Source organism: Rhodococcus sp. DMU2021 (genome assembly GCF_019641445.1).
GTDB classification, from domain to species: Bacteria; Actinomycetota; Actinomycetes; order Mycobacteriales; family Mycobacteriaceae; genus Rhodococcus; species Rhodococcus pyridinivorans.
Genome location: NZ_JAIFKB010000003.1, coordinates 89,218 through 114,815, shown reverse-complemented (window position 1 = coordinate 114,815; position 25,598 = coordinate 89,218). Strand labels below are relative to the sequence as shown.

26 protein-coding genes are annotated in these 25,598 nt (G+C 68.4%); 23 read left to right on the top strand and 3 right to left on the bottom strand.

Translation table 11 applies throughout. The annotated features are described in order from the left end of the window. The first annotated feature begins 38 nt into the window (after positions 1-38). From trpC to K3M35_RS06475, 7 genes are all read left to right on the top strand, one after another. Complete coding sequence (trpC, locus tag K3M35_RS06505; protein WP_016696041.1) at positions 39-848, top strand: indole-3-glycerol phosphate synthase TrpC; 810 nt, start codon at positions 39-41, stop codon at positions 846-848. Between the two features lie 112 nt (positions 849-960). Further along, positions 961-2,223 carry a tryptophan synthase subunit beta gene (gene trpB / locus K3M35_RS06500; RefSeq protein WP_006554060.1) on the top strand — a complete coding sequence of 421 codons (1,263 nt, stop codon included), beginning with the start codon at positions 961-963 and terminating at the stop codon, positions 2,221-2,223. Further along, positions 2,220-3,023, top strand: coding sequence for a tryptophan synthase subunit alpha (gene trpA, locus K3M35_RS06495; protein WP_006554059.1), 804 nt, complete (start codon positions 2,220-2,222; stop codon positions 3,021-3,023). The genes trpB and trpA overlap by 4 nt, the downstream gene beginning before the upstream one ends. After that, positions 3,020-4,057 carry a prolipoprotein diacylglyceryl transferase gene (gene lgt, locus K3M35_RS06490; protein ID WP_039585217.1) on the top strand — a complete coding sequence of 346 codons (1,038 nt, stop codon included), beginning with the start codon at positions 3,020-3,022 and terminating at the stop codon, positions 4,055-4,057. The genes trpA and lgt overlap by 4 nt, the downstream gene beginning before the upstream one ends. Continuing rightward, a complete protein-coding gene (locus K3M35_RS06485; RefSeq protein WP_220666168.1) occupies positions 4,054-5,064 on the top strand; it encodes a TM2 domain-containing protein in 1,011 nt (336 codons plus the stop codon). Before lgt ends, K3M35_RS06485 begins: the two co-directional genes overlap by 4 nt. 117 nt (positions 5,065-5,181) lie before the next feature. Then, the gene (gene pyk, locus K3M35_RS06480; protein WP_006554056.1) at positions 5,182-6,603 is read left to right on the top strand and encodes a pyruvate kinase; all 1,422 of its coding nucleotides are present in this window, start codon (positions 5,182-5,184) and stop codon (positions 6,601-6,603) included. After that, positions 6,600-7,484 (top strand): acyl-CoA thioesterase II, encoded by an 885-nt coding sequence (locus K3M35_RS06475; protein ID WP_006554055.1) that lies wholly within the window; start codon positions 6,600-6,602, stop codon positions 7,482-7,484. The genes pyk and K3M35_RS06475 overlap by 4 nt, the downstream gene beginning before the upstream one ends. Here the strand turns inward: K3M35_RS06475 and K3M35_RS06470 are convergent. Both K3M35_RS06470 and K3M35_RS06465 read right to left on the bottom strand, forming a co-directional pair. Continuing rightward, entirely contained in the window at positions 7,451-7,948 is a 498-nt protein-coding gene (locus tag K3M35_RS06470; RefSeq protein WP_024101204.1) for a MarR family winged helix-turn-helix transcriptional regulator, read from the bottom strand. The two genes, K3M35_RS06475 and K3M35_RS06470, sit on opposite strands and share 34 nt — an antisense overlap. Continuing rightward, positions 7,945-8,562 carry a DJ-1/PfpI family protein gene (locus K3M35_RS06465; RefSeq protein WP_019289699.1) on the bottom strand — a complete coding sequence of 206 codons (618 nt, stop codon included), beginning with the start codon at positions 8,560-8,562 and terminating at the stop codon, positions 7,945-7,947. Before K3M35_RS06465 ends, K3M35_RS06470 begins: the two co-directional genes overlap by 4 nt. A gap of 351 nt (positions 8,563-8,913) precedes the next feature. Between K3M35_RS06465 and K3M35_RS06460 the strand changes: the two genes are divergently transcribed. The 4 genes from K3M35_RS06460 to K3M35_RS06445 all read left to right on the top strand — a co-directional run bounded on the left by K3M35_RS06460 (position 8,914) and on the right by K3M35_RS06445 (position 12,541). Beyond that, positions 8,914-9,942: an isopenicillin N synthase family oxygenase gene (locus K3M35_RS06460; protein ID WP_064062003.1), complete on the top strand. Its 1,029-nt coding sequence runs from the start codon at positions 8,914-8,916 to the stop codon at positions 9,940-9,942. 61 nt (positions 9,943-10,003) lie between these two features. Beyond that, entirely contained in the window at positions 10,004-10,840 is an 837-nt protein-coding gene (locus tag K3M35_RS06455) for a MetQ/NlpA family ABC transporter substrate-binding protein (protein WP_019289697.1), read from the top strand. Beyond that, positions 10,840-11,859, top strand: a complete 1,020-nt coding sequence (locus tag K3M35_RS06450; protein ID WP_006554050.1) for a methionine ABC transporter ATP-binding protein — start codon at positions 10,840-10,842, stop codon at positions 11,857-11,859. Before K3M35_RS06455 ends, K3M35_RS06450 begins: the two co-directional genes overlap by 1 nt. 13 nt (positions 11,860-11,872) lie before the next feature. Continuing rightward, positions 11,873-12,541: a methionine ABC transporter permease gene (locus K3M35_RS06445; protein WP_006554049.1), complete on the top strand. Its 669-nt coding sequence runs from the start codon at positions 11,873-11,875 to the stop codon at positions 12,539-12,541. Positions 12,542-12,577: 36 nt separating this feature from the next. Here K3M35_RS06445 and K3M35_RS06440 read toward each other — a convergent pair whose 3' ends face one another. Continuing rightward, positions 12,578-13,609 (bottom strand): iron-siderophore ABC transporter substrate-binding protein, encoded by a 1,032-nt coding sequence (locus K3M35_RS06440; RefSeq protein ID WP_064061990.1) that lies wholly within the window; start codon positions 13,607-13,609, stop codon positions 12,578-12,580. Between the two features lie 334 nt (positions 13,610-13,943). On the opposite strand from K3M35_RS06440, the gene K3M35_RS06435 reads away from it, so the two are divergent. The 12 genes from K3M35_RS06435 to nuoK all read left to right on the top strand — a co-directional run bounded on the left by K3M35_RS06435 (position 13,944) and on the right by nuoK (position 25,547). Continuing rightward, positions 13,944-14,192: a hypothetical protein gene (locus K3M35_RS06435; protein WP_231412743.1), complete on the top strand. Its 249-nt coding sequence runs from the start codon at positions 13,944-13,946 to the stop codon at positions 14,190-14,192. Positions 14,193-14,272: 80 nt separating this feature from the next. Then, positions 14,273-14,677 carry a response regulator transcription factor gene (locus K3M35_RS06430; RefSeq protein WP_081263534.1) on the top strand — a complete coding sequence of 135 codons (405 nt, stop codon included), beginning with the start codon at positions 14,273-14,275 and terminating at the stop codon, positions 14,675-14,677. Between the two features lie 259 nt (positions 14,678-14,936). Then, entirely contained in the window at positions 14,937-15,296 is a 360-nt protein-coding gene (locus K3M35_RS06425) for an NADH-quinone oxidoreductase subunit A (RefSeq protein WP_064061992.1), read from the top strand. A gap of 101 nt (positions 15,297-15,397) precedes the next feature. After that, positions 15,398-15,952, top strand: coding sequence for an NADH-quinone oxidoreductase subunit B family protein (locus tag K3M35_RS06420; protein WP_006554043.1), 555 nt, complete (start codon positions 15,398-15,400; stop codon positions 15,950-15,952). Then, positions 15,949-16,665, top strand: a complete 717-nt coding sequence (locus K3M35_RS06415) for an NADH-quinone oxidoreductase subunit C (RefSeq protein WP_006554042.1) — start codon at positions 15,949-15,951, stop codon at positions 16,663-16,665. The genes K3M35_RS06420 and K3M35_RS06415 overlap by 4 nt, the downstream gene beginning before the upstream one ends. Beyond that, positions 16,662-17,966, top strand: coding sequence for an NADH-quinone oxidoreductase subunit D (locus K3M35_RS06410; RefSeq protein WP_006554041.1), 1,305 nt, complete (start codon positions 16,662-16,664; stop codon positions 17,964-17,966). The genes K3M35_RS06415 and K3M35_RS06410 overlap by 4 nt, the downstream gene beginning before the upstream one ends. Beyond that, positions 17,963-20,149, top strand: coding sequence for an NADH-quinone oxidoreductase subunit NuoF (gene nuoF, locus K3M35_RS06405; RefSeq protein ID WP_072740440.1), 2,187 nt, complete (start codon positions 17,963-17,965; stop codon positions 20,147-20,149). Before K3M35_RS06410 ends, nuoF begins: the two co-directional genes overlap by 4 nt. Continuing rightward, the gene (locus K3M35_RS06400; RefSeq protein WP_064061993.1) at positions 20,146-22,617 is read left to right on the top strand and encodes an NADH-quinone oxidoreductase subunit G; all 2,472 of its coding nucleotides are present in this window, start codon (positions 20,146-20,148) and stop codon (positions 22,615-22,617) included. The genes nuoF and K3M35_RS06400 overlap by 4 nt, the downstream gene beginning before the upstream one ends. Next, the gene (gene nuoH / locus K3M35_RS06395) at positions 22,614-23,915 is read left to right on the top strand and encodes an NADH-quinone oxidoreductase subunit NuoH (RefSeq protein WP_064061994.1); all 1,302 of its coding nucleotides are present in this window, start codon (positions 22,614-22,616) and stop codon (positions 23,913-23,915) included. Before K3M35_RS06400 ends, nuoH begins: the two co-directional genes overlap by 4 nt. Then, on the top strand, positions 23,915-24,460 hold the full coding sequence (gene nuoI, locus K3M35_RS06390) for an NADH-quinone oxidoreductase subunit NuoI (protein WP_064061995.1): 546 nt from the start codon (positions 23,915-23,917) through the stop codon (positions 24,458-24,460). The genes nuoH and nuoI overlap by 1 nt, the downstream gene beginning before the upstream one ends. Continuing rightward, the gene (locus tag K3M35_RS06385; protein ID WP_220666167.1) at positions 24,457-25,251 is read left to right on the top strand and encodes an NADH-quinone oxidoreductase subunit J; all 795 of its coding nucleotides are present in this window, start codon (positions 24,457-24,459) and stop codon (positions 25,249-25,251) included. Before nuoI ends, K3M35_RS06385 begins: the two co-directional genes overlap by 4 nt. Beyond that, positions 25,248-25,547 (top strand): NADH-quinone oxidoreductase subunit NuoK, encoded by a 300-nt coding sequence (gene nuoK / locus K3M35_RS06380; RefSeq protein WP_016935375.1) that lies wholly within the window; start codon positions 25,248-25,250, stop codon positions 25,545-25,547. The genes K3M35_RS06385 and nuoK overlap by 4 nt, the downstream gene beginning before the upstream one ends. Positions 25,548-25,598 lie beyond the last annotated feature (51 nt).

Sequence of the window (25,598 nt, the reverse complement as noted above, 5' to 3'; positions counted from 1 at the left end):
ATCGGGATTGAGCAGGGTGGGAAAGGACTCGAGCCACGATGACAGTTCTCGATTCGATTCTCGAAGGAGTGCGAGCAGACGTCGCCGCCCGTGAGGCGGCCCTCGATCTCGCGTCCGTCAAGGCTGCCGCCGCAGCCGCGCCCCCACCGATCGACGCCAAGGCCGCGCTGCGCGAACCGGGCATCGCGGTCATCGCCGAAGTGAAGCGTGCCAGCCCCTCGAAGGGTGCTCTCGCCGACATCGCCGATCCCGCCGAACTCGCAGCAGCGTACGAGTCCGGAGGCGCTCGCGCCATCAGCGTTCTCACCGAGGAACGCCGATTCCACGGCAGTCTCGCCGACCTCGACGCCGTCCGTCGCGCTGTCCGTATTCCCGTACTGCGCAAGGATTTCGTGGTCGGTCCCTACCAGATCCACGAGGCGCGGGCACACGGCGCCGACATCGTGCTCCTCATCGTCGCGGCCCTCGAGCAGACCGTCCTGACGGCGCTGATCGACCGCGTCGAGTCGCTCGGCATGACCGCGCTGGTCGAGGCGCACACCGAGGAGGAGGCCGACCGTGCCCTCGAGGCGGGCGCCACCGTCATCGGGATCAACGCCCGCAACCTCAAGACCCTCGAGGTCGACAAGACGACCTTCTCGCGCATCGCGCCGGGCCTGCCCAGCAACGTGCTCAAGATCGCCGAGTCGGGTGTTCGCGGCCCGGCCGATCTGCTCGCGTACGCGGGCGCGGGTGCCGACGCGGTGCTCGTCGGAGAGGGACTGGTGACCAGTGGGGATCCGCGCCAGGCAGTCGCCGAACTGGTGACGGTAGGCACGCATCCGTCGTGCCCCAAGCCCGCACGCTGACCGTCCCGGCAGGTCCGGACCCCCACGTGATCCGCGTCGCGTGGTGGGGCAGACTGGACGCGTGACTGCAGACGATTCCGCACTTTCCGCCAAGGGCCGAGGGCTTCCCTCGATGAGCGAAGCTCTCGCCACTCCGACCGCGCACGAACCCGACGTCCGCGGCCATTTCGGAGTCTTCGGTGGCCGCTATGTGCCCGAGGCGCTCATGGCGGTGATCGAGGAGGTCACCGCTGCCTACGAGAAGGAGCGCGTCGATCCCGGCTTCCTGGCCGAACTCGACCGCCTGCAGCGCGACTACACCGGCCGCCCGTCCCCGGTCTACGAGGCCACCCGCCTGAGCGAACACGCCGGCGGAGCGCGCATCTTCCTCAAGCGCGAGGATCTCAACCACACCGGCTCGCACAAGATCAACAACGTGCTCGGGCAGGTGCTGCTCGCCAAGCGCATGGGCAAGACCCGCGTGATCGCCGAGACCGGCGCCGGCCAGCACGGCGTCGCCACCGCCACCGCATGCGCGCTGCTCGGTCTCGAATGCCGCGTCTACATGGGCGAGGTCGACACCGAACGGCAGGCCCTCAACGTCGCGCGCATGCGTCTGCTCGGCTCCGAGGTCATCGCCGCCAAGACCGGCTCGCGCACCCTCAAGGACGCGATCAACGAGGCGATGCGCGACTGGGTCACCAACGCCGACAACACCTACTACTGCTTCGGCACCGCCGCCGGCCCGCACCCCTTCCCGGCGATGGTCCGCGACTTCCAGCGCATCATCGGCCTCGAGGCCCGCGCACAGATCCGCGAACTCACCGGTCGCCTGCCCGACGCCGTCGTCGCCTGCGTCGGCGGCGGATCGAACGCGATCGGCATCTTCCACCCGTTCATCGACGACCCGTCCGTCAAGCTCGTCGGCTGCGAGGCCGGGGGAGACGGGGTGGAGACCGGACGGCACGCCGCCACCATCGGCGGCGGCACTCACGGTGCCCTGCACGGCGCGTTCTCGTACCTGTTGCAGAACGAGGACGGCCAGACCATCGAATCGCATTCGATCTCCGCCGGTCTCGACTATCCCGGCGTCGGCCCCGAACACGCCTGGCTCGCCGACACCGGCCGGGCCGAGTACCGCGCCGTCACCGACAGTGAGGCCATGGAGGCCTTCGCGTTGCTGTGCCGCACCGAGGGCATCATCCCCGCTATCGAGTCGGCCCACGCCGTCGCCGGTGCCGTCGAACTCGGCCCCGAACTCGGCAAGGGCGCCATCGTCCTGGTCAACCTCTCCGGCCGCGGGGACAAGGACGTCGACACCGCCGCCAAGTGGTTCGGTTACCTGCCGACCGACGAGTCCGCCGACCGGACCGGCCCCGAAGGAGCAGCCCAGTGAGCGCCCCGCACGAACGCCTGACCGAGATCTTCGCGACCTGCCGCGCCGAGAACCGCGCCGCACTGGTCGGTTACCTGCCGGTCGGCTATCCCACCGTCGAGCGCTCCGTCGAGGCGATGAAGACGCTCGTCGAGGGCGGCTGCGATCTCATCGAGGTCGGCATCCCCTACAGCGACCCGGTCATGGACGGCACCACCATCCAGAACGCGGCGTTCGAAGCGATCGCCAACGGCGTCCGGGTCCGCGACGTCTTCCCGGCCGTCGAGGCGATCACCGCCGCCGGCGGCGCCGCGGTCGTGATGACCTACTGGAACCTCGTGCTCAAGTACGGCGTCGAGAACTTCGCGCGCGACCTCGCGGCCGCGGGTGGACTCGGCATCATCACGCCCGACCTCGTCCCGGACGAGGCGGAAGAATGGATCGCCGCGGCCGACAAGTACGGACTCGGCAGGATCTTCCTGGTCGCACCGTCGTCGACCAACGAGCGCCTCGCGACCACCCTCGACAAGTGCCGCGGCTTCGTCTACGCCACCTCGACCATGGGTGTCACCGGCGCCCGCGACAGCGTCGACAACCGCGCGCCGGAGATCGTCGCCCGGGTGCGCACGCACTCCGACATCCCGGTCGGTGTCGGTCTCGGTGTGCGCAACGGTGCCCAGGCCGCGGAGATCGCGGGCTACGCCGACGGCGTGATCGTCGGTTCGGCGCTGGTCTCCGCCGTCGCCGAAGGGCCCGACGCGTTGCTCGCACTGACTCGGGATCTCGCGAAGGGCGTTCGCTCCGCTAACGTGCACTCGTGACATCCACTGCGTCTGTTCTGGCCTATCTGCCGAGTCCGCCGCAGGGCGTCTGGTATCTCGGACCGTTCGCCCTCCGCGCCTACGCCCTGTGCATCATCGTCGGGATCGTCGTGGCGATCTGGTGGGGCGACCGCCGCTGGGTCGCACGCGGCGGACAGGCCGGCACCGTCCTCGACATCGCCGTGTGGGCGGTGCCCTTCGGTCTGATCGGTGGGCGGCTCTACCACGTGGCCACCGACTGGCAGAAGTACTTCGGAGACGGCAACGACCCGGTCGACGCCCTGAAGATCTGGGAGGGCGGCCTCGGCATCTGGGGTGCGGTCGCTTTCGGTGCGCTCGGTGCGTGGATCGGGTGCCGTCGGCGGGGGATCCCGCTGCCGGCCTTCGGGGACGCCCTCGCCCCGGCGATCCTGCTGGCGCAGGCCATCGGACGCCTCGGCAACTGGTTCAACCAGGAACTCTACGGTCGCGAGACCACGGTGGCGTGGGGACTCGAGATCTACGAACGGCGCAACGACGCAGGTCAGGTCGCGCCCGGGCTGGTCGACGGCGTGTCCACCGGCGAGGTGGCCTTCGTCGTGCACCCGACCTTCCTCTACGAGCTGCTGTGGAACCTCGCCGTCGTGCTGCTGTTGGTGTTCGTCGACCGAAAGTTCACGATCGGTCACGGACGCCTGTTCGCCCTCTACGTCGCCGGGTACTGCGCGGGCCGGTTCTGGATCGAGCTGATGCGCACCGATGCGGCGACCCAGATCGCCGGTATCCGGATCAACTCGTTCACCTCGGGCATCGTATTCGTGCTTGCGGTCGCCTACTTCGTCCTCGCACGTAAGGGCCGCGAGGACCCTGCGACGCTGAATCCGGTCGCCGGGAACGCGGACGCAGAGCCGGCCGCACAGGACGAGGGCGGGGCGGCCGCAGACGAGGCCGCGCCCACTTCGGAGTCGGCGGATGCGGAGTCGGACAGCTCGTCGTCCGCCGCCGGTAGAGTCGACGAAGCGACGTCCGGAGACAGCAAAGGGGATCACTCGTGACCAGACAGGACCCGGAAGCTTCGGGAGCATCCGATTCGGAGCCTGCCAAGCCGGAGCCCGACAAGACGGAGCCTGCCCAGCCCGACCTGACGAAGCGGAGCGAGTCCGCCTCCGGCGCCGACACGCCGGAGCGGTCCTCGGACAGCGAGCACACCCCGCCGCCCGATCTCGGACGCGCGTTCGACTACGACGCCACCGCGCAGGCCTCGTTGTCCGCTCAACCGCCCACACTCGACTCCCTCGGTGGCGCCACCGGCACTCCGGGACCGGGATGGGACACCTACTCGGGTGTCGGCAACGGACCGGGCTGGGGGACCACGCCCAGCTACCCGCCGCCGGCCGAGCACGAGTCCGACTATCCGTCCCCGGGCGACTACCCCTACGGCGAGCATCAGGGCCGGCCCGAGACCGGCACCGGACCGGTCTACGGGACACCCGACCCGCACTACCCGATCGGGTCCCCGCAGCAGGACCCGTCGCAGGGCCGGTACACCGGTCCGCAGGGAACGCAGCAGCCGGGTTACGGTCCGCCTCCGCAGGGCGGGCAGGGTTACGGTCCGCCTCCGCAGGGCGGGCAGGGTTACGGTCCGCCTCCGCAGGGCGGGCAGGGTTACGGTCCGCCTCCGCAGGGCGGGCAGGGTTACGGTCCGCCTCCGCAGAGCGGACAGGGATACGGTCCGCCGCCCGGCTACGGGGTGATGCCCGCCTACGGCTACCCCGACCCGTCGAACCCGTACGGTCACGACGCCGCAGCGCCCTTCGGACGCGATCCCTACACCGGCGAGCCGTACTCCGACAAGAGCAAGGTCACCGCAGGTGTGCTGGGGATCCTGCTCGGCGCCTTCGGTGCCGGACGCTTCTACCTCGACCAGCCGGGCACGGCGGTCGCGCAGATCGCCGTCACGTGGCTCACCTGCGGTATCGGGGGCATCTGGCCGCTGATCGACGGCATCCTCATGCTCACCGGCAAGGTCCGCGACAAGAACGGACGCCAGCTCCGTCCGTGACATCCCGACGTCTCCGTCGCCTGTGACATCCCGACGTCTCCGTCCCATCGGCACCCCGGCGACACGCACCGGGGTGCTGGGATGGAGGGTCGCAGGCTCGGAGGCTAGGCTCGAAGCGTGACCCGACGCACCAAGATCGTTTGCACTATGGGGCCGGCCACCGCCGACCCCGATGTCCTGCGGAATCTCGTCGACGCCGGAATGGACGTCGCCCGCCTGAATTTCAGCCACGGTGAACACGCCGACCACGAGGGCCACTACAACCGGGTCCGCGCTGCGTCGGAGGCCTCCGGGCACGCCGTCGGTATCCTCGCCGATCTCCAGGGGCCGAAGATCCGGCTCGGACGATTCGCCGAGGACCGCACCGTGTGGGAACACGGTGAAGTGGTCCGCATCACCGTCGACGACGTGGTCGGAGACCACGACCGCGTCTCGACCACCTACAAGGAACTCGCCCAGGACGCCGTCGCCGGCGACCGGTTGCTCGTCGACGACGGCAAGGTCGGTCTCGTCGTCGAGGCGGTCGAGGGCAACGACGTCGTCTGTCGCGTCATCGAGGGCGGACCCGTCAGCAACAACAAGGGTGTCTCCCTGCCGGGGATGAACGTCTCCGTTCCGGCCATGTCGGAGAAGGACATCGAGGATCTCGAGTTCGCACTGCGCCTCGGTGTCGACTTCATCGCCCTGTCGTTCGTGCGGTCGCCGGCCGACGTCGAACTCGTTCACGAGGTCATGGACCGTGTCGGGCGGCACGTGCCGGTGATCGCCAAGCTCGAGAAGCCCGAGGCCGTCGAGAATCTCGAGGCCGTGGTCCTCGCCTTCGACGCGGTCATGGTGGCGCGCGGCGACCTCGGCGTCGAACTTCCGCTCGAGCAAGTACCGCTCGTGCAGAAGCGCGCGATCCAGATAGCACGTGAGAACGCCAAGCCCGTCATCGTCGCGACGCAGATGCTCGAATCGATGATCGAGAACTCGCGTCCCACTCGAGCCGAGGCCTCCGACGTGGCCAACGCCGTGCTCGACGGCACCGACGCCGTGATGCTCTCGGGTGAGACCTCCGTCGGCAAGTTCCCCGTCGAAACGGTCCGCACGATGGCGCGCATTATTGCCGCCGTCGAGTCGGATTCGACGGAAGTGCCTGCGCTGACGCACGTTCCGCGCACCAAGCGCGGTGTCATCTCGTACGCCGCCCGCGACATCGGCGAGCGTCTCGACGCCAAGGCGCTCGTCGCGTTCACCCAGTCGGGCGACACCGTGCGACGACTCGCGCGGTTGCACACCCCGCTGCCGCTGCTCGCGTTCACGCCCGTCCCGCACATCCGCAACCAGCTGGCGCTGACGTGGGGCACCGAGACCTTCTCGGTCGAGCCGGTCGACACCACCGACCAGATGGTCGAACAGGTCGACGCGGCGTTGCTGTCGCTGGGCCGGTACCAGCGCGGCGACCTCGTGGTGATCGTCGCCGGAGCGCCTCCGGGACGCTCGGGTTCGACCAACCTCATCCACGTGCACCGGTTGGGTGAGAAAGACACCCGGTGACACTGTCGGACACAACGGATCTCGACGTTCTCCTCGGCCTCCTCGATCTGGAGCAGGTCGAGGAGAACGTCTTCCGTGGTGGTCATCCCGAGCAGGTCGGCAGCCGCACCTTCGGCGGTCAGCTCGTCGCGCAGGCGCTCATTGCGGCCGGACGCACCGTGGGTGATCGTCCTGTGCACGCGATCAACGCCCATTTCATCCGGGGCGGCGACGTCAAGCGGCCCATCGACTACCACGTCGTCACCCACCGGGACGGCCGCGACTTCGCGAACCGGATGGTCACCGCCTACCAGGACGACCAGGAACTGTTCGTCATGCTCGCCGCCTTCCAGCGGTGGGGCAAAGGCCTCGAACACTCGGTGACCGTTCCCGATGTTCCCCTGCCCGAAGCGCTTCCGCCGATCGGCGAACGCCTGCGCGGCTTCGAGGAGCAGTTGCCGCATTTCGTCGGCGCGCTCAAGCCGATCGACATGCGGTACGCCAACGACCCCGCCTGGGTGTTGCGGGGAACGGGGGAGAAGCTCGGCCACAACCGCGTGTGGATGCGCGCCGACGGGCAACTGCCCGACGATCCGCTGCTCCACGTCGCCACGCTGGCCTACGCGTCCGACACGACCGTCCTCGATTCGATCCTCACCACGCACGGCCTGTCGTGGGGACTCGACCGGATCGTGGCGGCGACGGTCAACCATTCGATCTGGTTCCACCGTCCGCTCCGCTTCGACGAATGGCACCTGTACGCCACGGAATCCCCGGTAGCGGCCGGTTCCCGTGGTATGGCGACGGGACGCTACTTCACCATCGAGGGCGAACTCGTCGCGACCGTCGTGCAGGAAGGGCTCATCCGTCACTTCCCGCCGCGTCGTCCGTCGGGGAGCTGATCGGCCGATCGGTCGAGGGCGGCCGACAGCGCGCGCATGCCCTCCACGATCCGCGCCAGGTTCTCGGATCCGGTCTCCTCGCACAGTGCCCGCGCGGCGTCGGCGTGAGCGGGGCCGATGGCACGGATCGCGTCGCGACCGGCCGGTGTCATCGCGACGAGCTTGGCGCGACGGTGCGCCGGATTGGGCCGGTACTCCGCCAGGCCCTTGTCGACGAGGAGATCGGCGATGCGCTGCACGCTCTGCCGGGTGATGCCCATCTCGCGGGCGATCGCGGACACCGGCAGCGGAGCGGAGGAGACCGCGCCGAGGACCTGCCACCAGGCCGCGGTCAGGCCCACCGGACGCGCCAGGGTCTCGGCCAGCGCGAAGAACTGGCCGTTGAGCCGGAAGGCCGTCAGTGCGGCCGCGCTGAGCAGTTCGGCCTCCGCCGGGTGCTGCTCGGCCGCGTTCTGCTCCGTCACGAGCCGGAGGACATGAGCTCGTAGTAGCCGCGCGGGTCGCGCTCGCCGTAGAGGGCGTACCAGGCGTCGAGGACGCGCGGTTCGTACATGTCGAGCCGGGTGAAGATCGCGCGGGCGAAGTCGACCGGGGCGATGCCGCTCGCGGTGATGAGATCGCCGTCCGTGACCGCGGGTTCGTCCCGGTACAGATCGGCGCCACCGTATCCGACGCTCTGCAGGAATTCTGGAGCGTTGCTCGTGTGCGGCCGCTCGTCGAGCAGGCCGGCAGCCGCGAGCGCTCCGGTCGCGCCACAGATCGCGGCCACCGGAACGCCGGCGTCGAGGAATTGCCGGGTCTTGTCGACGAACGGGGCGTAGGCGTCGGTCGGCCAGATGTCGTTGCCCGCGAGGATCAGCATCGCGCTGTCCTCCGGCGTGATGTCTGCGAGCACGGCGTCGGGAAGGATGCGGAGTCCGCCCTTGGTCGTGACCGGTTCCGTCGTGGCTCCGACGGTACGGACGCGGTACCGGCCGGGGCTGCGCTGCCATTCGGGATCTGCGATATGTGGCGTGACGTATCCGATCTCCCAGTCCGCCAGGGTGTCGTACACGGCGACGTGAACTGTTTCGGTCATGACAGTATGCTGACAAAACGACAGCCTGCTGTCAATGGTGTCGCACTGCCGGTCGAGGATGATTTGCCGGGTGGTCCAGGCGGCGATTAGCCTTGATCAGGACCACGTCGTGGCGCCACTGTCGTCGAAGGTCGCACGCGACCTCATCGGAGGAGAACATGGGCAACACTCACGCGCAGACTGTGAGCACACGCGCTCGAAGCGCCGTGGCTCCTGCGTGTTGTCGTTGCCGCTGATCACCCCTGTCGGGGCTGCTCGCACTGCTCTCACGATTCCCCTGAGTCCGCTGTGACCGACGATCCGGCGGTGACCGGGAATTCCTCGCATCCGATGCGGTTCGAAAGGCACATCATGTCCGATTCGACAGTATTGCCCGTCATCGATCTGTCCGATCTCGACGGCGACGACACCACACGCAACGCCCTGCTCGATCGCCTCCGGGAGGCCACCCACGAGATCGGGTTCTTCCATCTCGCCGGTCACGGGATAGAGCCCGCGCTCGCCGACGGGCTCGTCGCGGCGGCACGCGAATTCTTCGCCCTCCCCGAGGCGGACAAGCTCGCGATCGAGAACATCCGCTCGCCCCACTTCCGCGGCTACACCCGTGTCGGTGGCGAACGCACCCAGGGCTATGTCGACTGGCGCGAACAACTCGACATCGGCCCGGAACGCGATGCCGTCGCCGAGGTCGACCCCGACCGCCCCTGGGAGGTGCTGCACGGCCCCAATCTGTGGCCCGAGCAGGTCCCCCGACTACGCGAACTGGCCCTGCGGTGGATCGACGAGGCCGGCAACGTCGGACGCCGACTGCTCGGTGCATGGGCCGAATCCCTCGGTGCCCCCGCCGATCACTTCGAGGACGCCTTCGCCGATCCCGACCCGCTGCTGAAGATCGCGCGGTATCCCGGGCACGACCGCTCGGTCACCGATCAAGGGGTCGGCAGCCACAAGGACGTCGGCGCGCTGACGTTGCTGTATCCCGAACCCGGCAGCACCGGCTTCCAGGTCGAACGCGACGGACGTTGGGTCGACATCGACCCGCTCCCAGGGCATTTCATCGTCAACATCGGAGAACTCCTCGAGGTCGCCACCGGCGGTTACCTCCAGGCGACCGTCCATCGTGTGCTGCCGCCCCCGGCGGGCACCGACCGGGTGTCGCTGCCCTTCTTCCTCAATCCCGGTCTCGACCGCGAACTCCCGGCGGTGGAGTTGCCCGCAGATCTGGCCGCGGCCGCCCGCGGCGTCGGCCCCGACGCACACGGCGGCACGCTGCACGCCGTCTACGGCCTCAACGCACTCAAGTCCCGCCTGCGGGCACATCCGAACGTGGCGGAGCGTTTTCACGCGGATCTCCTCGCCCGCTTCGCCGCACCCCGATAATCGATCTGTCCGTCCCCGTATTTCCAACGTCCCCGCATTCCCAACGGAAGGTATCCACCCGATGTCACTGCGTCGTATCGTCGTCGCGTCCGCCGCGCTCACCCTCGCTGCGGGTCTCGCGGCCTGCTCGTCGTCCGAAGGTGACGACACCACCCTCCGGATCTCGGCGTCGTCCACCCCGCACGTCGAGATCCTCGACCAGATCGTGAGCACCGGGGCGCTGGGCGACTACAAGCTCGACATCGTCGAGATCACCGGGGAGGTCGATCCCAACGAACTGCTCGAGGCCGGTGACGTCGACGCGAACTTCTTCCAGCACGAGCCCTACCTGACGGACTGGCAGAAGCAGAAGGGTATCGACGACCTCGTCGCCGTCGCCGACGTGCACCTCGAGCCCATCGGCCTCTACTCGAACAAGATCGCCTCGCTCGACGAGCTGAAGGACGGCGACACCGTCGCCGTGCCGCGCGACACCACCAACTACGCCCGCGCGCTGTACCTGCTCGAATCGGCCGGTCTGCTCGAGATGGACGTGCCCTTCGAGGAGGCCGACCTGTCGGTGGTCACCGAATCGAACATCACCGCCAACCCGAAGAACCTGAACCTCGTCAGCATCGAGCGTCCGCAGCTCGCCCGTCAGCTCGACGACGCGCAGATCACCGCCGCCGTGATCAACTCCAATTACGCGCTCGAAGCCGGCCTGAACCCGGCCGAGGACGCCATCGTCACCGAAGAGGTCGAGAACAACCCCTTCTCCAACCTGCTCGTCGTGCGGGCCGAGAACGAGAACGACCCGGCAGTGACCGCGCTGGCCGAGGCCCTCGAGTCGCCCGAGACGGCTGCCTGGATCGAGGAGACCTACTCCGGCGCCGTGCTGCCGGTCCACTCGACGAACTGATGATCGTCGTCGAGAACCTCGTCAAGACCTTCCCCGGAGCCGGGCGCTCCGGGGAGGTCGCGGCGTTGCGAGGGGTGTCGCTCGAGATCCCCGACGGCGAGATCTACGGCATCGTCGGCCCGTCCGGATCCGGCAAGTCCACCCTTCTGCGCTGTCTGAACCTGCTCGAGCGGCCTACCTCGGGACGGATCCTGCTCGGCGGGGACGACCTGTCGACCCTGTCCGGCGCGGAACTGCGAGCGGCGCGTCGCCGGATCGGGACGGTCTTCCAGCAGTTCAACCTACTGCACTCGCGCACCGTGATCCGGAACGTCGAATTCCCGCTCGAAGTGGCGGGGATCGACAAGGAACAGCGCCGCAAGCGGGCGCTCGAGCTGCTCGATCTCGTCGGCCTGGCCGGCAAGGGGGAGAGCTATCCCTCGCAGCTGTCCGGTGGACAGCAGCAGCGCGTGGGCATCGCCCGCGCACTCGCCGTCGAACCCGAGGTACTGCTGTGCGACGAGGCCACGAGCGCCCTGGACCCGGACACCACCGATCAGGTCCTCGATCTCGTCGCCGAGGTGAACAGACGACTGGGCGTCACGGTCGTGGTGATCACCCACGAACTCGGGGTGCTGCGCCGGATCTGCAGCTCGGCAGCTCGGCTCGCCGCCGGACAGGTGGTCGAGACGGGCCGGATCGTCGATCTCGTCGCCGATCCCGAGTCGGCGCTCGGGCATGCGCTCGTCCCGGTCGGCACCGACCCGTCGACGGGTTCGGGTGCCGACACGGCTCTGGTCACCGCGATCGGTGATGCCGCGCACGGACCGTGGCTCGCTGAGATGATCCGCGCGATCGACGCCGACATCGCTGTGGTCGGCGGCCGGGTCGAACAGGTCGGCAGCGTCACCGTGGGCCGGATGCGCCTTCGGTTCACGGCGGGTACCGATCGGGCACTCATCGAGGGGTTCGTGGCCGAACGCCCGTATCTGAGCCTGGCGTGGGGGACGGAAGCCGAATTGGAGGGACTCACGGAATGACGGTGCAGGCGCGATGAACAAACTGCAGTGGTACGACGCCTTCCCGGAGGTGTGGGAAGCCACCCTCGAGACGCTCTACATGGTTGCGGTGTCCTTCGTGCTCACCGTCGTCGGTGGTGTGCTGGTCGGAATCGTGTTGCAGTTGACGTCCCCGTCCGGACTGTGGCCGCGCAGGACGCTCAACACCGTCCTCGGCGTGATCGTCAACCTCTTCCGGTCGCTGCCCTTCCTCATCCTGCTGATCGCGCTGATCGGGTTCACCCGCTTCATCGTGGGTACCGCGATCGGGCCGACCGCGGCGATCGTGCCGTTGACCATCGGTGCCATCCCGTTCTTCGGCCGGATCGTCGAATCCGCTCTGCGGGAGGTGCCCCGGGGCCGGGTCGAGGCGGCCCAGGCGATGGGGGCCACCAACGGGCAGATCGTGCGCAAGGTGCTGCTGCCCGAAGCACTGTCCCCGCTGATCGCCGGTGCCACCCTCACCCTCGTGCTGCTGGTGGGCTATTCGGCCATGGCCGGTGTCATCGGTGGTGGCGGTCTCGGCGACTTCGCGATCGTCTACGGCTACCAGCGGTTCAACACGCCGGTGCTGTTGCTCGCGGTGGTCGTCCTCATCGTGATGGTGCAGATCATGCAGTCGATCGGTGATCTCATGGTCCGCAGGCTCGCGCACCGGCGGTGACGCCCGAGAGCCGGGCGCACCACCGGTGCGTCCGGCTCAGCGGTCGAGCTTCGCGATCGCCTCGTCGACGAGCGGGACGTAGCGGTCGATCGACCACGGCACGGTGAGCGGATTGATCATCGACGATCCCGTGACGAACGGCTGTTCCTCCGGCGCGACGAGCGAGCCGCGCCCGATCGCCGGAATTTGCTGGTAGACGGCCTGCGATTCGATCTCCGCGCGGTTCGCCGGGTCGGAATAGAACGTGAAGATCAGATCCGAGTCCTTCAGCAGTCCGGCGTTCTCGAGCCCGATGACCGCCGAGTCGGTGCCCTCGGTCTCCTCGAGCGTCTCCGCGACCGGGTCGACCGTCAGCCCGAGTCCGCGGACCATCGCCACGCGCTGCTCGTCGGGCATGAACACGCCCAGCGTGCTGGGGCCGGTGTTGTAGATATACGAGAACGTCACCCCGGCGTATTCGGGATGCTCCGCCGCGGTGCGTTCGAAGGTGTCGTCGATCTCCGTGATCAGATCCAGCGACTCGTCGTGCCTGCCGAGTGCGGTGCCGACGGTCTCGATCTGGTCCTGCCAGGTGATCGTCCAGGGCAGTTCGGGGTAGGCGACGGTCGGGGCGATCGCCGACAGCAGGTCGTACTGCTCCTGCGTGATGCCCGACCACGGCGCGAGGATGACGTCCGGGGCGAGTCGGGCGATCGCCTCGACGTCCACCTCGGCGCCACCGGTGAACTGCTCGGGCAGCGGCTCGCCGCGTTCGGTCAGTTCCTCGTGGATCCAGGGCAGATATCCGGTTTCGTCGCTGCCCCAGGGATATTCCTCCATCCCCACTGGGGTGACACCCAGTGCGATCGCCGTCTCGGCCGAACCCATCCCGAGCGTGACGACCCTTTCGGGCTGCGCGTCGATCTCGGCGGTGCCCAGTGCGTGCTCGATCGCGACGGGTTCGAAGTCGCCCGTCGGAGAACCGTTCGAGTTGTCGCCACTGCCGGACGAGCAGGCGGTGAGTGCGACGGCGGCGGCGAGCGCGACTACCGCGCGTGACCCGAGGCGGCGCGGGGACAGAAATTTCATGGATACCTCTCACTGATCGGACCGGTTCGAGAGGTGAGCCTAACCTTCTGAAGGGGATGACGGTTATCGGCAGATTTCCGGGCCGTCCGCAACTTCGTGATGTCCCACAAACAGATCACGAGACGGATGTCACATTTGATAGTATTCTGTTATCGAAACCGCTCACGCCCCGAGCGGGAAAGGGGACGGCCGCACTCGGCCACCGCGGGGGTTCGCTCATCACCGACGATTCGTCGACCGGGAACGATGAGTGGATGCGGGGGTACCGGATGCGTCGTTCCGGGGAGGAACGGAGATACTCATGGTTGCATCCACGGATAAGAGGTCCGATTCGATGCCACGCTCGAACCGGCGGATTCTCGCGATCATCGCGCTCACGGGAATGCTCACGATCGGATTCCTGGCTGCGGTGTTCACCGCGTCGTATCTGATCGGTGCCGCATTCGCCATGCTCACCGGCGCATGCATCGTGCTGGCGCACCTGATGATCGCGCCCGCCTCGATCATCCACGACGACGAGACGGAGACGGCCATCCGTCCCGAGATCCGCGAGCGGTGGCATCCGCTCGGTAGCGGATCCTGAGCTCGTCCCGGCCCGCCGACGTCGCGGCACCGCCGCGACACGCGGGTTCCCCGGACGGGCGGGTGTGCTCGGTTAGCATCTTGCCCGTGACCGACTCGCTGCGCATCCTCGTCTACAGCGACGATGCGACCGTGCGGCAACAGGTTCGTGATGCCCTCGGTACCCGGCTGCACCCGGATCTGCCTCCACTCGACTACGTCGAGGTCGCGACACCGCCGGTCGTCGTCGAACGCATGCACGCCGGCGACATCGCCCTCGCCGTGCTCGACGGTGAGGCCGCCCCCGCGGGCGGCATGGGCCTCGCGAAACAACTCGAGGACGAACTCGACTCGTGCCCGCCGATCATCGTGTTGATCGCCCGGGCCGACGACGAATGGCTCGCCCGCTGGTCGGGCGCCGAGGTGGTGCTGCGTCATCCCGTCGACCCGATTCGGCTCGGCCGGCAGGTCCTCGCGCTGCTCACCCCTCGCTCCCGCCCCTCCTGACCCTTCCGACGCGCGACCGCCCGGCCGCGAACTCGTATGTGGGGCCGGAAAATCTACCCTCCTTCCCGTTGTCGAGCAGCCCGACACGCCGCCCCGAATCGAGGGCGTGAAATCGCGACAAGTCCGACGCGAACAGCACTAGTGTGTGCCGTGACTCACAACCCTGGGCCGGGACGGAACCGCCCGGTGCACGGCGGGGGTGGGTTCGCGGGCGACGAGCAGACCCGCGGCCGGATTCGCGCAAGCAACCGGAGGTCGCATGAACGCTTACGTACCGATCCTGGTACTCGGTGGCATCGCGCTTGCCTTCGCGGTCTTCTCCGTCGCGGTGGCGAGCCTCGCGGGCCCGAGCCGATACAACCGCGCCAAGCTCGATGCGTACGAGTGCGGCATCGACCCCACACCCCAGCCGGTGGGAGGTGGTCGCTTCCCGGTGAAGTACTACCTCACCGCGATGCTGTTCATCATCTTCGACATCGAGATCGTCTTCCTGTACCCGTGGGCGGTCCATTTCGACACGCTCGGCGTCTTCGGTCTGGCGGCGATGGCGCTGTTCATGTTCAACGTCTTCGTCGCCTACGCCTACGAGTGGAAACGAGGAGGCCTGACATGGGACTGACGACCCGCGTGTACGACGGGATGTCCTGCCAGCGAAGGGGTTACGAGAGCGGACGACAAACGACCGGGCGTCCGGTCCGATTCCGGGGAAGGTGACGGGCGATGGGCATCGAGGAGAAGGTCCCCAGCGGTTTTCTGCTCAGCACCGTCGAGACCCTGGCCGGTTTCGCGCGCAAGGGCTCCTTGTGGCCGGCGTCCTTCGGGCTCGCGTGCTGCGCCATCGAGATGATGGCCACCGCCGGTGGCCGCTACGACATCGCCCGCTTCGGTATGGAGGCCTTCCGGGCCTCCCCGCGACAGGCCGACGTCATGATCGTCGCCGGCCGAGTCAGCCAGAAGATGGCTCCCGCCCTGCGCCGCGTCTACGACCAGATGGTCGAACCGAAGTGGGTGCTCGCGATGGGCGTGTGCGCCTCGTCGGGCGGCATGTTCAACAACTACGCGATCGTTCAGGGGGTCGACCACGTCGTCCCCGTCGACATCTACCTTCCGGGCTGCCCGCCCCGGCCCGAGATGCTCCTGCACGCCATCCTCATGCTGCACGAGAAGATCGCGCAGATGCCACTGGGTGTGAACCGGGCCGAGGCGATCCGCGCCGCCGAGGAAGCGGCCCTGGCCCAACGTCCCCTCATCGAACTGACGGTGCCGCCGCGATGACCGATCTCGAACGGACAGGATCCGACCACGACGACCGCGCCGACGAGGTGATCGCCGTCCGACGCGGCATGTTCGGGGTGCGTGGATCCGGTGACACCAGCGGCTACGGCCGCCTCGTGCGCCGGGTGACGCTGCCCGGCAGCACCGAGCGACCCTACGGCGGGTACCTCGACGACCTCGTCGACACGCTCGAGGACGTCCTCGACGAGCGATCCGGCGACACCGGCGTCGGCTATGCCCAGGCGGTCGAGAAGGTCGTCGCGCACCGCCACCAGCTGACCGTCTTCGTCCGCCGCGAACATCTGCCGCTCGTGGCCCGCACCCTGCGCGACCATGCGGACCTCCGCTTCGAGCTGTGCCTCGGGGTCAGCGGGGTGCATTACCCGCAGGAGACGGGCCGCGAACTGCACGCGGTGTATCCGCTCGTCTCGATCACCCACAACCGTCGGATACGGCTCGAGGTCGCGATCCCCGACAGCGACCCGTACGTCCCCTCGCTCTACCGCACCTACCCGACGAACGACTGGCACGAGCGCGAGACCTACGACTTCTTCGGAATCGTCTTCGACGGGCACCCCGCGCTCACCCGCATCGAGATGCCCGACGACTGGCACGGACATCCCCAACGCAAGGACTACCCTCTCGGCGGCATCCCGGTGGAATACAAGGGCGCCCGGATCCCGCCACCCGACGAACGGAGGGCGTACACGTGACGAGCGAACCCGCGACCGAGACCGTCTTCGACGCCGTCGGACGCGACTGGGACGGCATCACCGCTGCCGTACGCGACAGCGGCGAGGACCACATCGTCGTCAACATGGGCCCCCAGCACCCATCCACCCACGGAGTGTTGCGCCTGATCCTCGAGATCGACGGCGAGACCGTCACGGAGGCCCGATGTGGAATCGGCTATCTGCACACCGGAATCGAGAAAAACCTCGAATTCCGCAACTGGACGCAGGGCGTCACCTTCGTCACTCGCATGGACTACCTCGCCCCGTTCCACAACGAGACGGCCTACTGCCTCGGCGTCGAGAAGCTGCTCGGCATCGAGGATCTCGTCCCCGAACGCGCGCAGGTCGTGCGGGTGATGCTCATGGAACTCAACCGCATCTCCTCGCACCTGGTGGCGCTGGCCACCGGTGGCATGGAACTCGGCGCGACCACCCCGATGCTGTTCGGTTTCCGCGAACGCGAACTGATCCTCGACGTCTTCGAGACGATCACCGGACTGCGGATGAACCACTCCTACATCCGGCCCGGCGGACTGTCCCAGGACTTGCCCGACGAAGCCGTGCCGATGATCCGCGACCTGCTCGCCCTCCTACCCGGCCGGCTCGCCGATCTCGAAGCCCTGTTCACCGACAACCCCATCTTCATCTCACGCACCCGCGACATCGGCTGCCTCGACCTCACCGGCTGCATGGCCCTCGGGATCACCGGACCGATCCTACGGTCCACCGGACTGCCCTACGACCTGCGCCGCGCCGAACCCTACTGCGGCTACGAGACCTACGAGTTCGACGTCGTCACCGCAGAGGGATCCGACTGCTACGCGCGCTATCTCGTCCGGATCGGGGAGATGCACGAATCGTTGAAGATCGTCGAACAGTGCCTCGACCGGCTCCGCCCCGGACCGGTGATGGTCCAGGACGGCAAGATCGCCTGGCCGTCGGAACTGCAGCTCGGACCGGACGGACTCGGCAACTCGCCCGACCACATCCGGCACATCATGGGCGAGTCGATGGAGGGTCTGATCCACCACTTCAAGCTCGTCACCGAAGGCATACGTGTCCCGGCGGGACAGGTCTACATCGGCGTCGAATCGCCACGCGGCGAACTCGGCGTCCACATGGTCAGCGACGGCGGCACACGCCCGTACCGCGTGCACTACCGCGACCCGTCGTTCACGAATCTGCAGGCCGTCGCGGCGATGTGCGAGGGCGGCATGGTCTCCGACGTGATCGCTGCCGTCGCCAGCATCGACCCGGTGATGGGGGGAGTGGACCGATGAGCACCGAATTCGTGCGGGCTGCGGGCGCGGAGACCACCGGCACCGCGGCCACGAGCGAGACCACCGCCGCCGTGCCGATGACCGAACCGGCCGGACGCGAACCCGTCCTCGTGCCGCTCGGGCCGCGACCCGACGAGGACACCTATCTCACCCCACCTGACGCACCGCGCCGCTATCCCGACGACGCGCGCGCCCGCCTCGACGCCGACGCCGACCGGATCATCGCGCGCTACCCGCAGCCACGATCAGCGCTGCTGCCGCTGCTGCACCTCGTGCAGGCGGAGGACGGTTACATCACGCCGGCCGGCATCGAGTTCTGCGCCCGGCGGCTCGGACTCACCGGCGCCGAGGTCGCCGCCGTCTCCACCTTCTACACCATGTACCGCCGCTCGCCGACCGGCCGCCACCACGTCGGAGTGTGCACGAACGCGTTGTGCGCGACGATGGGCGGCGACGAGATCTTCTCCGCGCTGTGCACCCGGCTCGGCATCGGACACGACGAGACCACCGCCGACGGCGCGATCACCCTCGAGCACATCGAATGCAACGCGGCGTGCGACTACGCCCCCGTGATGACCGTCGACTGGGAACTGTTCGACAACCGCACTATCGAGTCCGCGATCGAACTCGTCGACGACCTGCTCGCCGGCGGCACCCCCGCACCGACGCGCGGCGCCCCGCTGCGCAGCTTCCGCGACACCGCACGCCTGCTCGCGGGGATCCCCGACGACCGGCCCGGTGCGCTCGAGGCCGCCGGTACCGCCGGGCCGGCCTCCCTCGCCGGGCTCGAGGTCGCCCGCAAGCACGACATGCGGGCACCCGAACCGCCGGAGAATGACGAGGCCGTCGTCGCCGTCGGGAAATCACCGACAGGTCTGACCCCCGTACTCACCCGTTATTGGGCCGAGGAACAGGCGTGGACCCTCGACGCCTACCGGCGGCACGGTGGATACGAAGCCCTGCCCATCGCGCTCGGCATGGACCCGGATGCGGTCATCGTCGCAGTCAAGGATTCCGGGATCCGCGGTCGCGGCGGCGCCGGATTCTCCACGGGCACCAAGTGGTCGTTCATCCCGCAGGGCGACGACAAGCCGCACTATCTCGTCGTCAACGCCGACGAATCCGAACCGGGCACCTGCAAGGACATCCCGTTCATGCTGGCCACCCCGCATGCCCTCGTCGAAGGCGTGATCATCGCCGCCTACGCGATCCGCGCCCGGCACGCGTTCGTCTATCTCCGCGGCGAAGCCGTCCCGGTGCTGCGGCGCCTGCACGCGGCGGTCGCCGAGGCCTACGAGGCCGGTTGTCTCGGACGCGACATCCTCGGCTCCGGATACGACCTCGAACTCGTCGTCCACGCCGGTGCGGGCGCATACATCTGCGGTGAGGAGACGGCGCTGCTCGACTCCCTCGAGGGCCGCCGCGGCCAACCACGCCTGCGCCCGCCCTTTCCCGCCGTCGCCGGCCTGTACGCATGCCCGACCGTCGTCAACAACGTCGAATCCATCGCGAACGTCCCGCTCGTCATCCGCAACGGTGTGGACTGGTACCGCTCGATGGGCACCGAGAAATCACCGGGATTCGCGATGTTCTCGCTCTCCGGGCACGTCACCACCCCCGGCCAGTACGAGGCCCCGCTCGGCATCACCCTGCGCGAGCTGCTCGGCTACGCCGGGGGTGTGCGCGCCGGCCACCGGCTCAAGTTCTGGACACCCGGCGGTTCGTCGACCCCGATCTTCACCGACGAACACCTCGACGTCCCCCTGGACTACGAGAACGTCGCCGCCGCCGGGTCGATGCTCGGGACCCGGGCCCTGCAGATCTTCGACGAGACCACCTGCGTCGTCCGCACGGTGCTGCGCTGGACCGAGTTCTACGCGCACGAATCGTGCGGCAAGTGCACCCCCTGCCGCGAGGGCACCTGGTGGCTCGTGCAGATCCTCGAGCGGCTCGAACACGGCCGGGGCGCCGAAGCCGACCTGGAGAAGCTGCTCGACATCTCCGACAACATCCTCGGCCGGGCGTTCTGCGCGCTCGGGGACGGCGCGACCAGCCCGATCACGTCGTCGCTGAAGTACTTCCGCGACGAATACGTCGCCCACTTCGAGCACGGCGGCTGCCCGTTCGACCCGCACCTGTCGACGCTCGCCGCCGACGCCCCCGCGGAAGGAGGCGAGCGATGACCGCAGTGTCCGGTGCCGGTGCGGAGAAGTCCGAGACTACCGACCTCGTGAACGTCACCATCGACGACACCGAGATCGCCGTGCCCAAGGGCACTCTCGTGATCCGCGCCGCCGAACTGATCGGGGTCCAGATCCCGCGGTTCTGCGACCACCCGCTGCTCGAACCGGTCGGTGCGTGCCGCCAGTGCCTCGTCGAGGTCGAGGGCCAGCGCAAACCGCTCGCCTCGTGCACCTCCGTGGTCACCGACGGGATGGTCGTGCGCACCCAGTTCACCTCACCGGTGGCCGACAAGGCCCAGCGCGGCGTGATGGAACTGCTGCTCATCAACCATCCGCTCGACTGTCCGGTATGCGACAAGGGCGGCGAGTGCCCGCTGCAGAACCAGGCGATGTCCAACGGACGCGCCGAGTCCCGCTTCGAGGACACCAAACGCACCTACCCGAAACCCATCGCGATCTCCTCGCAGGTGCTCCTCGACCGCGAACGGTGCGTGCTGTGCGCGCGGTGCACCCGCTTCGCCGACCAGATCGCGGGCGACCGGTTCGTCGACATGCTCGACCGCGGGGCGCTGCAGCAGGTCGGTATCTACACCGAGGAACCGTTCGAGTCGTACTTCTCCGGCAACACCGTCCAGATCTGTCCGGTCGGCGCGCTCACCGGCGCCGCCTACCGGTTTCGCGCCCGCCCGTTCGATCTGGTCTCCACGCCGAGTGTGTGCGAACACTGCGCGAGCGGCTGCGCCCAGCGCACCGACCATCGTCGTGGAGCCGTGCTGCGCCGACTCGCCGGGGACGACCCCGCGGTCAACGAGGAATGGAACTGCGACAAGGGACGCTGGGCGTTCACCTACGCCACCGCCGACGACCGCCTCACCACGCCGCTCGTCCGCGACGACACCGGAGCGCTCGTTCCCGCATCGTGGATCGAGGCGCTCGGCGTCGCTGCGCGCGGGCTGGCGGCGGCGCACGGCAGAGCCGCAGTCCTCACCGGTGGCCGACTCACCGTCGAGGACGCCTACGCGTACGCGAAGTTCGCGCGAACGGCGCTCGGCACCAACGACATCGACTTCCGTAGCCGAGCCCTGTCGGAGGAGGAGACGGACTTCCTCGCCTCGAGGGTCGCCGGACGGCGTCTCGACGTCACCTACCTCGACCTCGACCGCGCGCCCGCGGTGCTCCTCGTCGGATTCGAGCCGGAGGAGGAGTCGCCGATCGTCTTTCTGCGGCTGCGCAAGGCGGTCCGGCGGAACAGGCTGCAGGTCTTCACGATCGCACCGTTCGCCTCGCGCAGCGTCCACAAGCTGTCGGGGCGGGTCGAACAGTGCGTCCCGGGCGACGAGGCACGCGCGCTCGACGCGATCCGCACCGGCGCATCCGCCGACGCCGCGGCCGCGCTCCGGGCTCCCGGTGCGATCGTGCTGGTGGGGGAGCGGGCAGCAGCCTCGCCCGGCACGCTGTCCGCCGCCGCCGTCCTCGCCGACGAGACCGGAGCCCGCCTCGCGTGGATCCCGCGCCGCGCCGGTGATCGCGGAGCCCTCGAAGCCGGCGCCTTCCCGACACTTCTCCCCGGCGGCCGTCCGGTCGGTGACCCGCAGGCCAGGCGCGACGTCGAGTCGGCGTGGGGCCTCCCGGCCGACACCCTGCCGACGGAACCGGGTCGCGACACCGTCGCCCTCCTCGCCGCCGCCGCCGAGGGTGACGTGGATGCGCTCGTGGTCGCCGGCATCGACCCCGCCGACCTGCCCGAACCCGATGCCGCACTCGCCGGTCTCGACGGCGCCGGATTCGTCGTGAGTCTGGAAGTGCGACACAGCGCGGTGACCGACCGCGCCGACGTCGTCTTCCCCGTCGCGCCGGTGGTGGAGAAGGCCGGGAGCTTCCTCGACTGGGAGGGACGCGAACGTGCCTTCCCGATCGCGCTCCGCGACACCGGAGCACTGCCCGACCACCGGGTGCTCGCGGCGATCGCCGACGCGATGGACCTCGGCGCCGGTCTCGACGATCCCGGCCCCCACGACGTCGAGACCCTGCGCCACGAACTCGCCGAGCTCGGACGATGGACGGGCACCGTCCCCGAGTCGCCGAAAGTGTCCCCGCGACCTGCGCGACGTCCCGTCCTCGGGGAAGCGGTCCTGGCCACCTGGCGGATGCTGCTCGACGCGGGCCGGTTGCAGGACGACGAACCGCACCTCGCCGGAACGGCGCACGAACCCGTCGCCCGGCTGTCGGCCGCGACAGCCGCGGAGATCGGTGCCGCCGAACATCATTCGCTCACCGTCTCCACCGAGCGCGGCTCGATCACTCTGCCGCTGGTGGTCGACGACCTGCCCGACCGCGTGGTCTGGCTGCCCACCGCCTCGCCGGGATCGATGGTGCACGTCGATCTCGGTGTCACCGCCGGTGATGTGGTGCGGATCCGGGCCGCCGCCACGACGGGTTCCGGATCGGACGAGGAGGATCCGCGATGAGCGTTATCGCCCAGCCCGTGGATCTGTCGATGTTCGGCATCGACCCGTGGTGGCTCGTCGTCGTCAAGGCCGTGGCGATCTTCGCGTTCCTCGTCCTGACGACGCTCGTGATGATCCTCGCCGAACGCAAGATCATGGCCCGGATGCAGATGCGGGTCGGACCCGACCGGGTGGGACCGAAGGGACTGTTCCAGACCGTCGCCGACGGCCTGAAGCTCGCCCTCAAGGAAGGCATCATCCCGACCGGGGTGGACAAGCCGATCTACATGCTCGCCCCGATCATCGCGACGGCCCCGGCGTTCATGGCGTTCGCGGTGATTCCCTTCGGGCCGGAGGTGTCGATCTTCGGGAACCGGACGCCGTTGCAGCTCACCGATCTTCCCGTCGCGGTGCTCTACGTCCTGGCGATCACCTCCGTCGGCGTCTACGGCATCGTGCTCGCCGGCTGGGCCTCGGGTTCGACCTATCCGCTGCTCGGTGGCCTCCGCTCGACCGCGCAGGTCATCTCCTACGAGATCGCGATGGGACTCGCGTTCGCCGCGGTCTTCCTGCAGGCGGGCACGATGTCGACCTCGGGCATCGTCGCCGCGCAGAACGACCTGTGGTTCGTCGTGCTGCTGCTGCCGTCCTTCCTGGTGTATTCGGTGTCGATGGTGGGGGAGACCAACCGCGCTCCCTTCGACCTGCCCGAGGCCGAGGGCGAACTGGTGGGCGGTTTCCACACCGAGTACTCGTCGCTGCGATTCGCGATGTTCATGCTCGCGGAGTACGTCAACATGGTCACCGTCTCCGCGCTCGCGACCACGCTGTTCCTCGGTGGCTGGCACGCGCCGTGGCCGCTGACGCTGTGGAGCGGCGCGAACTCGGGCTGGTGGCCGCTGCTGTGGTTCGTGATCAAGGTGTGGGTCGTGCTGTTCGTCTTCGTGTGGCTGCGCAGCACCCTGCCGCGACTGCGCTACGACCAGTTCATGGCCCTGGGTTGGAAACTGCTCATCCCCGTCTCGGTGGTGTGGGTGATGATCGTGGCCGCGCTGCGCATCCTCGACACCGACGACGTCCTGCCCGGCACCGCGAGCCTCATCGTCGCCGGGGTGCTGTCCACCGCCCTGTTGTTCGCCTACCTCACCCTGCAGGGGCGGCGGACCCGGCGCATCGCCCAGGCGACAGAACCACCCGCCGACGTCGACGCGGAATTCGACGCCATGGCCGGGGGCTTCCCCGTGCCGCCACTACCTGCTCGGTCGAGCACCCGATCGAGTCCGCCCGCCCCGGCGGGTCGTCTCCCAGGAGGATCGTGATGGTCGAATTCCGCGGCCCGCTCGCCGGTTTCGGTGTGACGCTCACGACGATGTTCAAGAAGCCCAACACCGAGCAGTATCCGGAGCAGAAGAGACCCACCGCACCCCGGTATCACGGACGCCACCAGCTCAACCGGTATCCGGACGGACTCGAGAAGTGCATCGGCTGCGAACTGTGCGCGTGGGCGTGCCCGGCCGACGCCATCCACGTCGAGGGCGCCGACAACACCGACGAGGAGCGGTACTCGCCCGGCGAACGGTACGGGCGCGTCTACCAGATCAACTACCTGCGGTGCATCGGCTGCGGACTGTGCATCGAGGCGTGCCCGACCCGCGCGCTGACGATGACGAACGAGTACGAGATGGCCGCCGACAACCGCACCGACATGATCTACGAGAAGGACCGCCTGCTCGCCCCCCTCGAACCCGGAATGCAGCCACCTCCGCATCCCATGGCGCCCGGCGCCACCGACGAGGACTACTACCGGGGCACGATCCCCGTCCCGGAACACGCGTCCGCCGCCGACGGGGAGGAGAGCCGGTGACCACTGCCCTGCTCGCCGCCGAACTCACCACGACCTCCACCGGGGAGGCCGTGCAGTTCTGGATCCTCGGTGCCGTCGCGGTACTCGGGGCGCTCGGTGTCGTCGTCGCCCCGAAGGCCGTGTACTCGGCGCTGTTCCTCGCCATGACGATGATCGTGCTCGCCGTCTTCTACATCGCGCAGGACGCCGTGTTCCTCGGTGTGGTGCAGGTCGTGGTCTACACCGGCGCGGTCATGATGCTGTTCCTGTTCGTGCTCATGCTCGTCGGCATCGACTCGTCCGATTCCCTCGTCGAAACGATCAAGGGCCAGCGCGTTCTCGCGATCGTCGTGGCGATCGGATTCGCGGTGATGCTCATCGGCGGCATCGGGAACACCGCGGTCTCCGGCTTCGCGGGACTCGACGCCGCCAACGCCGGCGGCAACGTCGAGGCTATCGCGGTGCTGCTGTTCATCGACTACGTCTGGGCGTTCGAACTCACCGGAGCGCTGCTCATCACCGCCACCGTCGGGGCGATGGTGCTCGCCCACCGGGAACGTCTGCAGCCGAAGCAGACCCAACGCGAACTCGCCGCACGCCGGTTCCGAGAAGGAGAACGGGTCACTCCGCTGCCGGCTGCGGGTGTCTACGCCCGCCACAACGCCGCCGACGTTCCGGCCCTGCTCCCGGACGGCTCGTTCTCCGAACTGTCGGTCGGTGAGCTGCTCGGCCGCATCGGCCGCGACTGGGACCACACCGAGCTCGGCCTGCGCGAACCCGGCGGTGACGACGCGAGGAAGGATCGGCGATGAACCCTGAGAACTACCTCTACCTGTCCGCACTGCTGTTCACCATCGGCGCAGTGGGAGTTCTCGTCCGCCGCAACGCCATCGTCGTATTCATGTGCGTCGAACTGATGCTCAACGCCGCCAACCTGGCCTTCGTCACCTTCGCGCGGATGCACGGCAACCTCCACGGACAGGTGTTCGCCTTCTTCACGATGGTCGTCGCGGCCGCCGAGGTCGTCGTCGGTCTCGCCATCATCGTGACCATCTTCCGGACGAGGCGATCGGCCTCCGTCGACAACGCCGACCTGCTCAAGTACTGACGATTCCACGAGGACGGTGAGTGTGAGAGCTCACGACGAACCGAGAGGACA

Bases quoted from the DNA above. Each gene is read 5' to 3' on its own strand.
- trpC (WP_016696041.1), top strand. From the start codon at position 39: ATGACAGTTCTCGATTCGATTCTCGAAGGAGTGCGAGCAGACGTCGCC.
- trpB (WP_006554060.1), top strand. From the start codon at position 961: ATGAGCGAAGCTCTCGCCACTCCGACCGCGCACGAACCCGACGTCCGC.
- K3M35_RS06465 (WP_019289699.1), bottom strand. From the start codon at position 8,562: ATGACCGAAACAGTTCACGTCGCCGTGTACGACACCCTGGCGGACTGG.
- K3M35_RS06460 (WP_064062003.1), top strand. From the start codon at position 8,914: ATGTCCGATTCGACAGTATTGCCCGTCATCGATCTGTCCGATCTCGAC.
- K3M35_RS06455 (WP_019289697.1), top strand. From the start codon at position 10,004: ATGTCACTGCGTCGTATCGTCGTCGCGTCCGCCGCGCTCACCCTCGCT.
- K3M35_RS06450 (WP_006554050.1), top strand. From the start codon at position 10,840: ATGATCGTCGTCGAGAACCTCGTCAAGACCTTCCCCGGAGCCGGGCGC.
- K3M35_RS06445 (WP_006554049.1), top strand. From the start codon at position 11,873: ATGAACAAACTGCAGTGGTACGACGCCTTCCCGGAGGTGTGGGAAGCC.
- K3M35_RS06440 (WP_064061990.1), bottom strand. From the start codon at position 13,609: ATGAAATTTCTGTCCCCGCGCCGCCTCGGGTCACGCGCGGTAGTCGCG.
- K3M35_RS06435 (WP_231412743.1), top strand. From the start codon at position 13,944: ATGCCACGCTCGAACCGGCGGATTCTCGCGATCATCGCGCTCACGGGA.
- K3M35_RS06425 (WP_064061992.1), top strand. From the start codon at position 14,937: ATGAACGCTTACGTACCGATCCTGGTACTCGGTGGCATCGCGCTTGCC.
- K3M35_RS06420 (WP_006554043.1), top strand. From the start codon at position 15,398: ATGGGCATCGAGGAGAAGGTCCCCAGCGGTTTTCTGCTCAGCACCGTC.
- K3M35_RS06415 (WP_006554042.1), top strand. From the start codon at position 15,949: ATGACCGATCTCGAACGGACAGGATCCGACCACGACGACCGCGCCGAC.
- nuoF (WP_072740440.1), top strand. From the start codon at position 17,963: ATGAGCACCGAATTCGTGCGGGCTGCGGGCGCGGAGACCACCGGCACC.
- K3M35_RS06400 (WP_064061993.1), top strand. From the start codon at position 20,146: ATGACCGCAGTGTCCGGTGCCGGTGCGGAGAAGTCCGAGACTACCGAC.
- nuoH (WP_064061994.1), top strand. From the start codon at position 22,614: ATGAGCGTTATCGCCCAGCCCGTGGATCTGTCGATGTTCGGCATCGAC.
- nuoI (WP_064061995.1), top strand. From the start codon at position 23,915: ATGGTCGAATTCCGCGGCCCGCTCGCCGGTTTCGGTGTGACGCTCACG.
- nuoK (WP_016935375.1), top strand. From the start codon at position 25,248: ATGAACCCTGAGAACTACCTCTACCTGTCCGCACTGCTGTTCACCATC.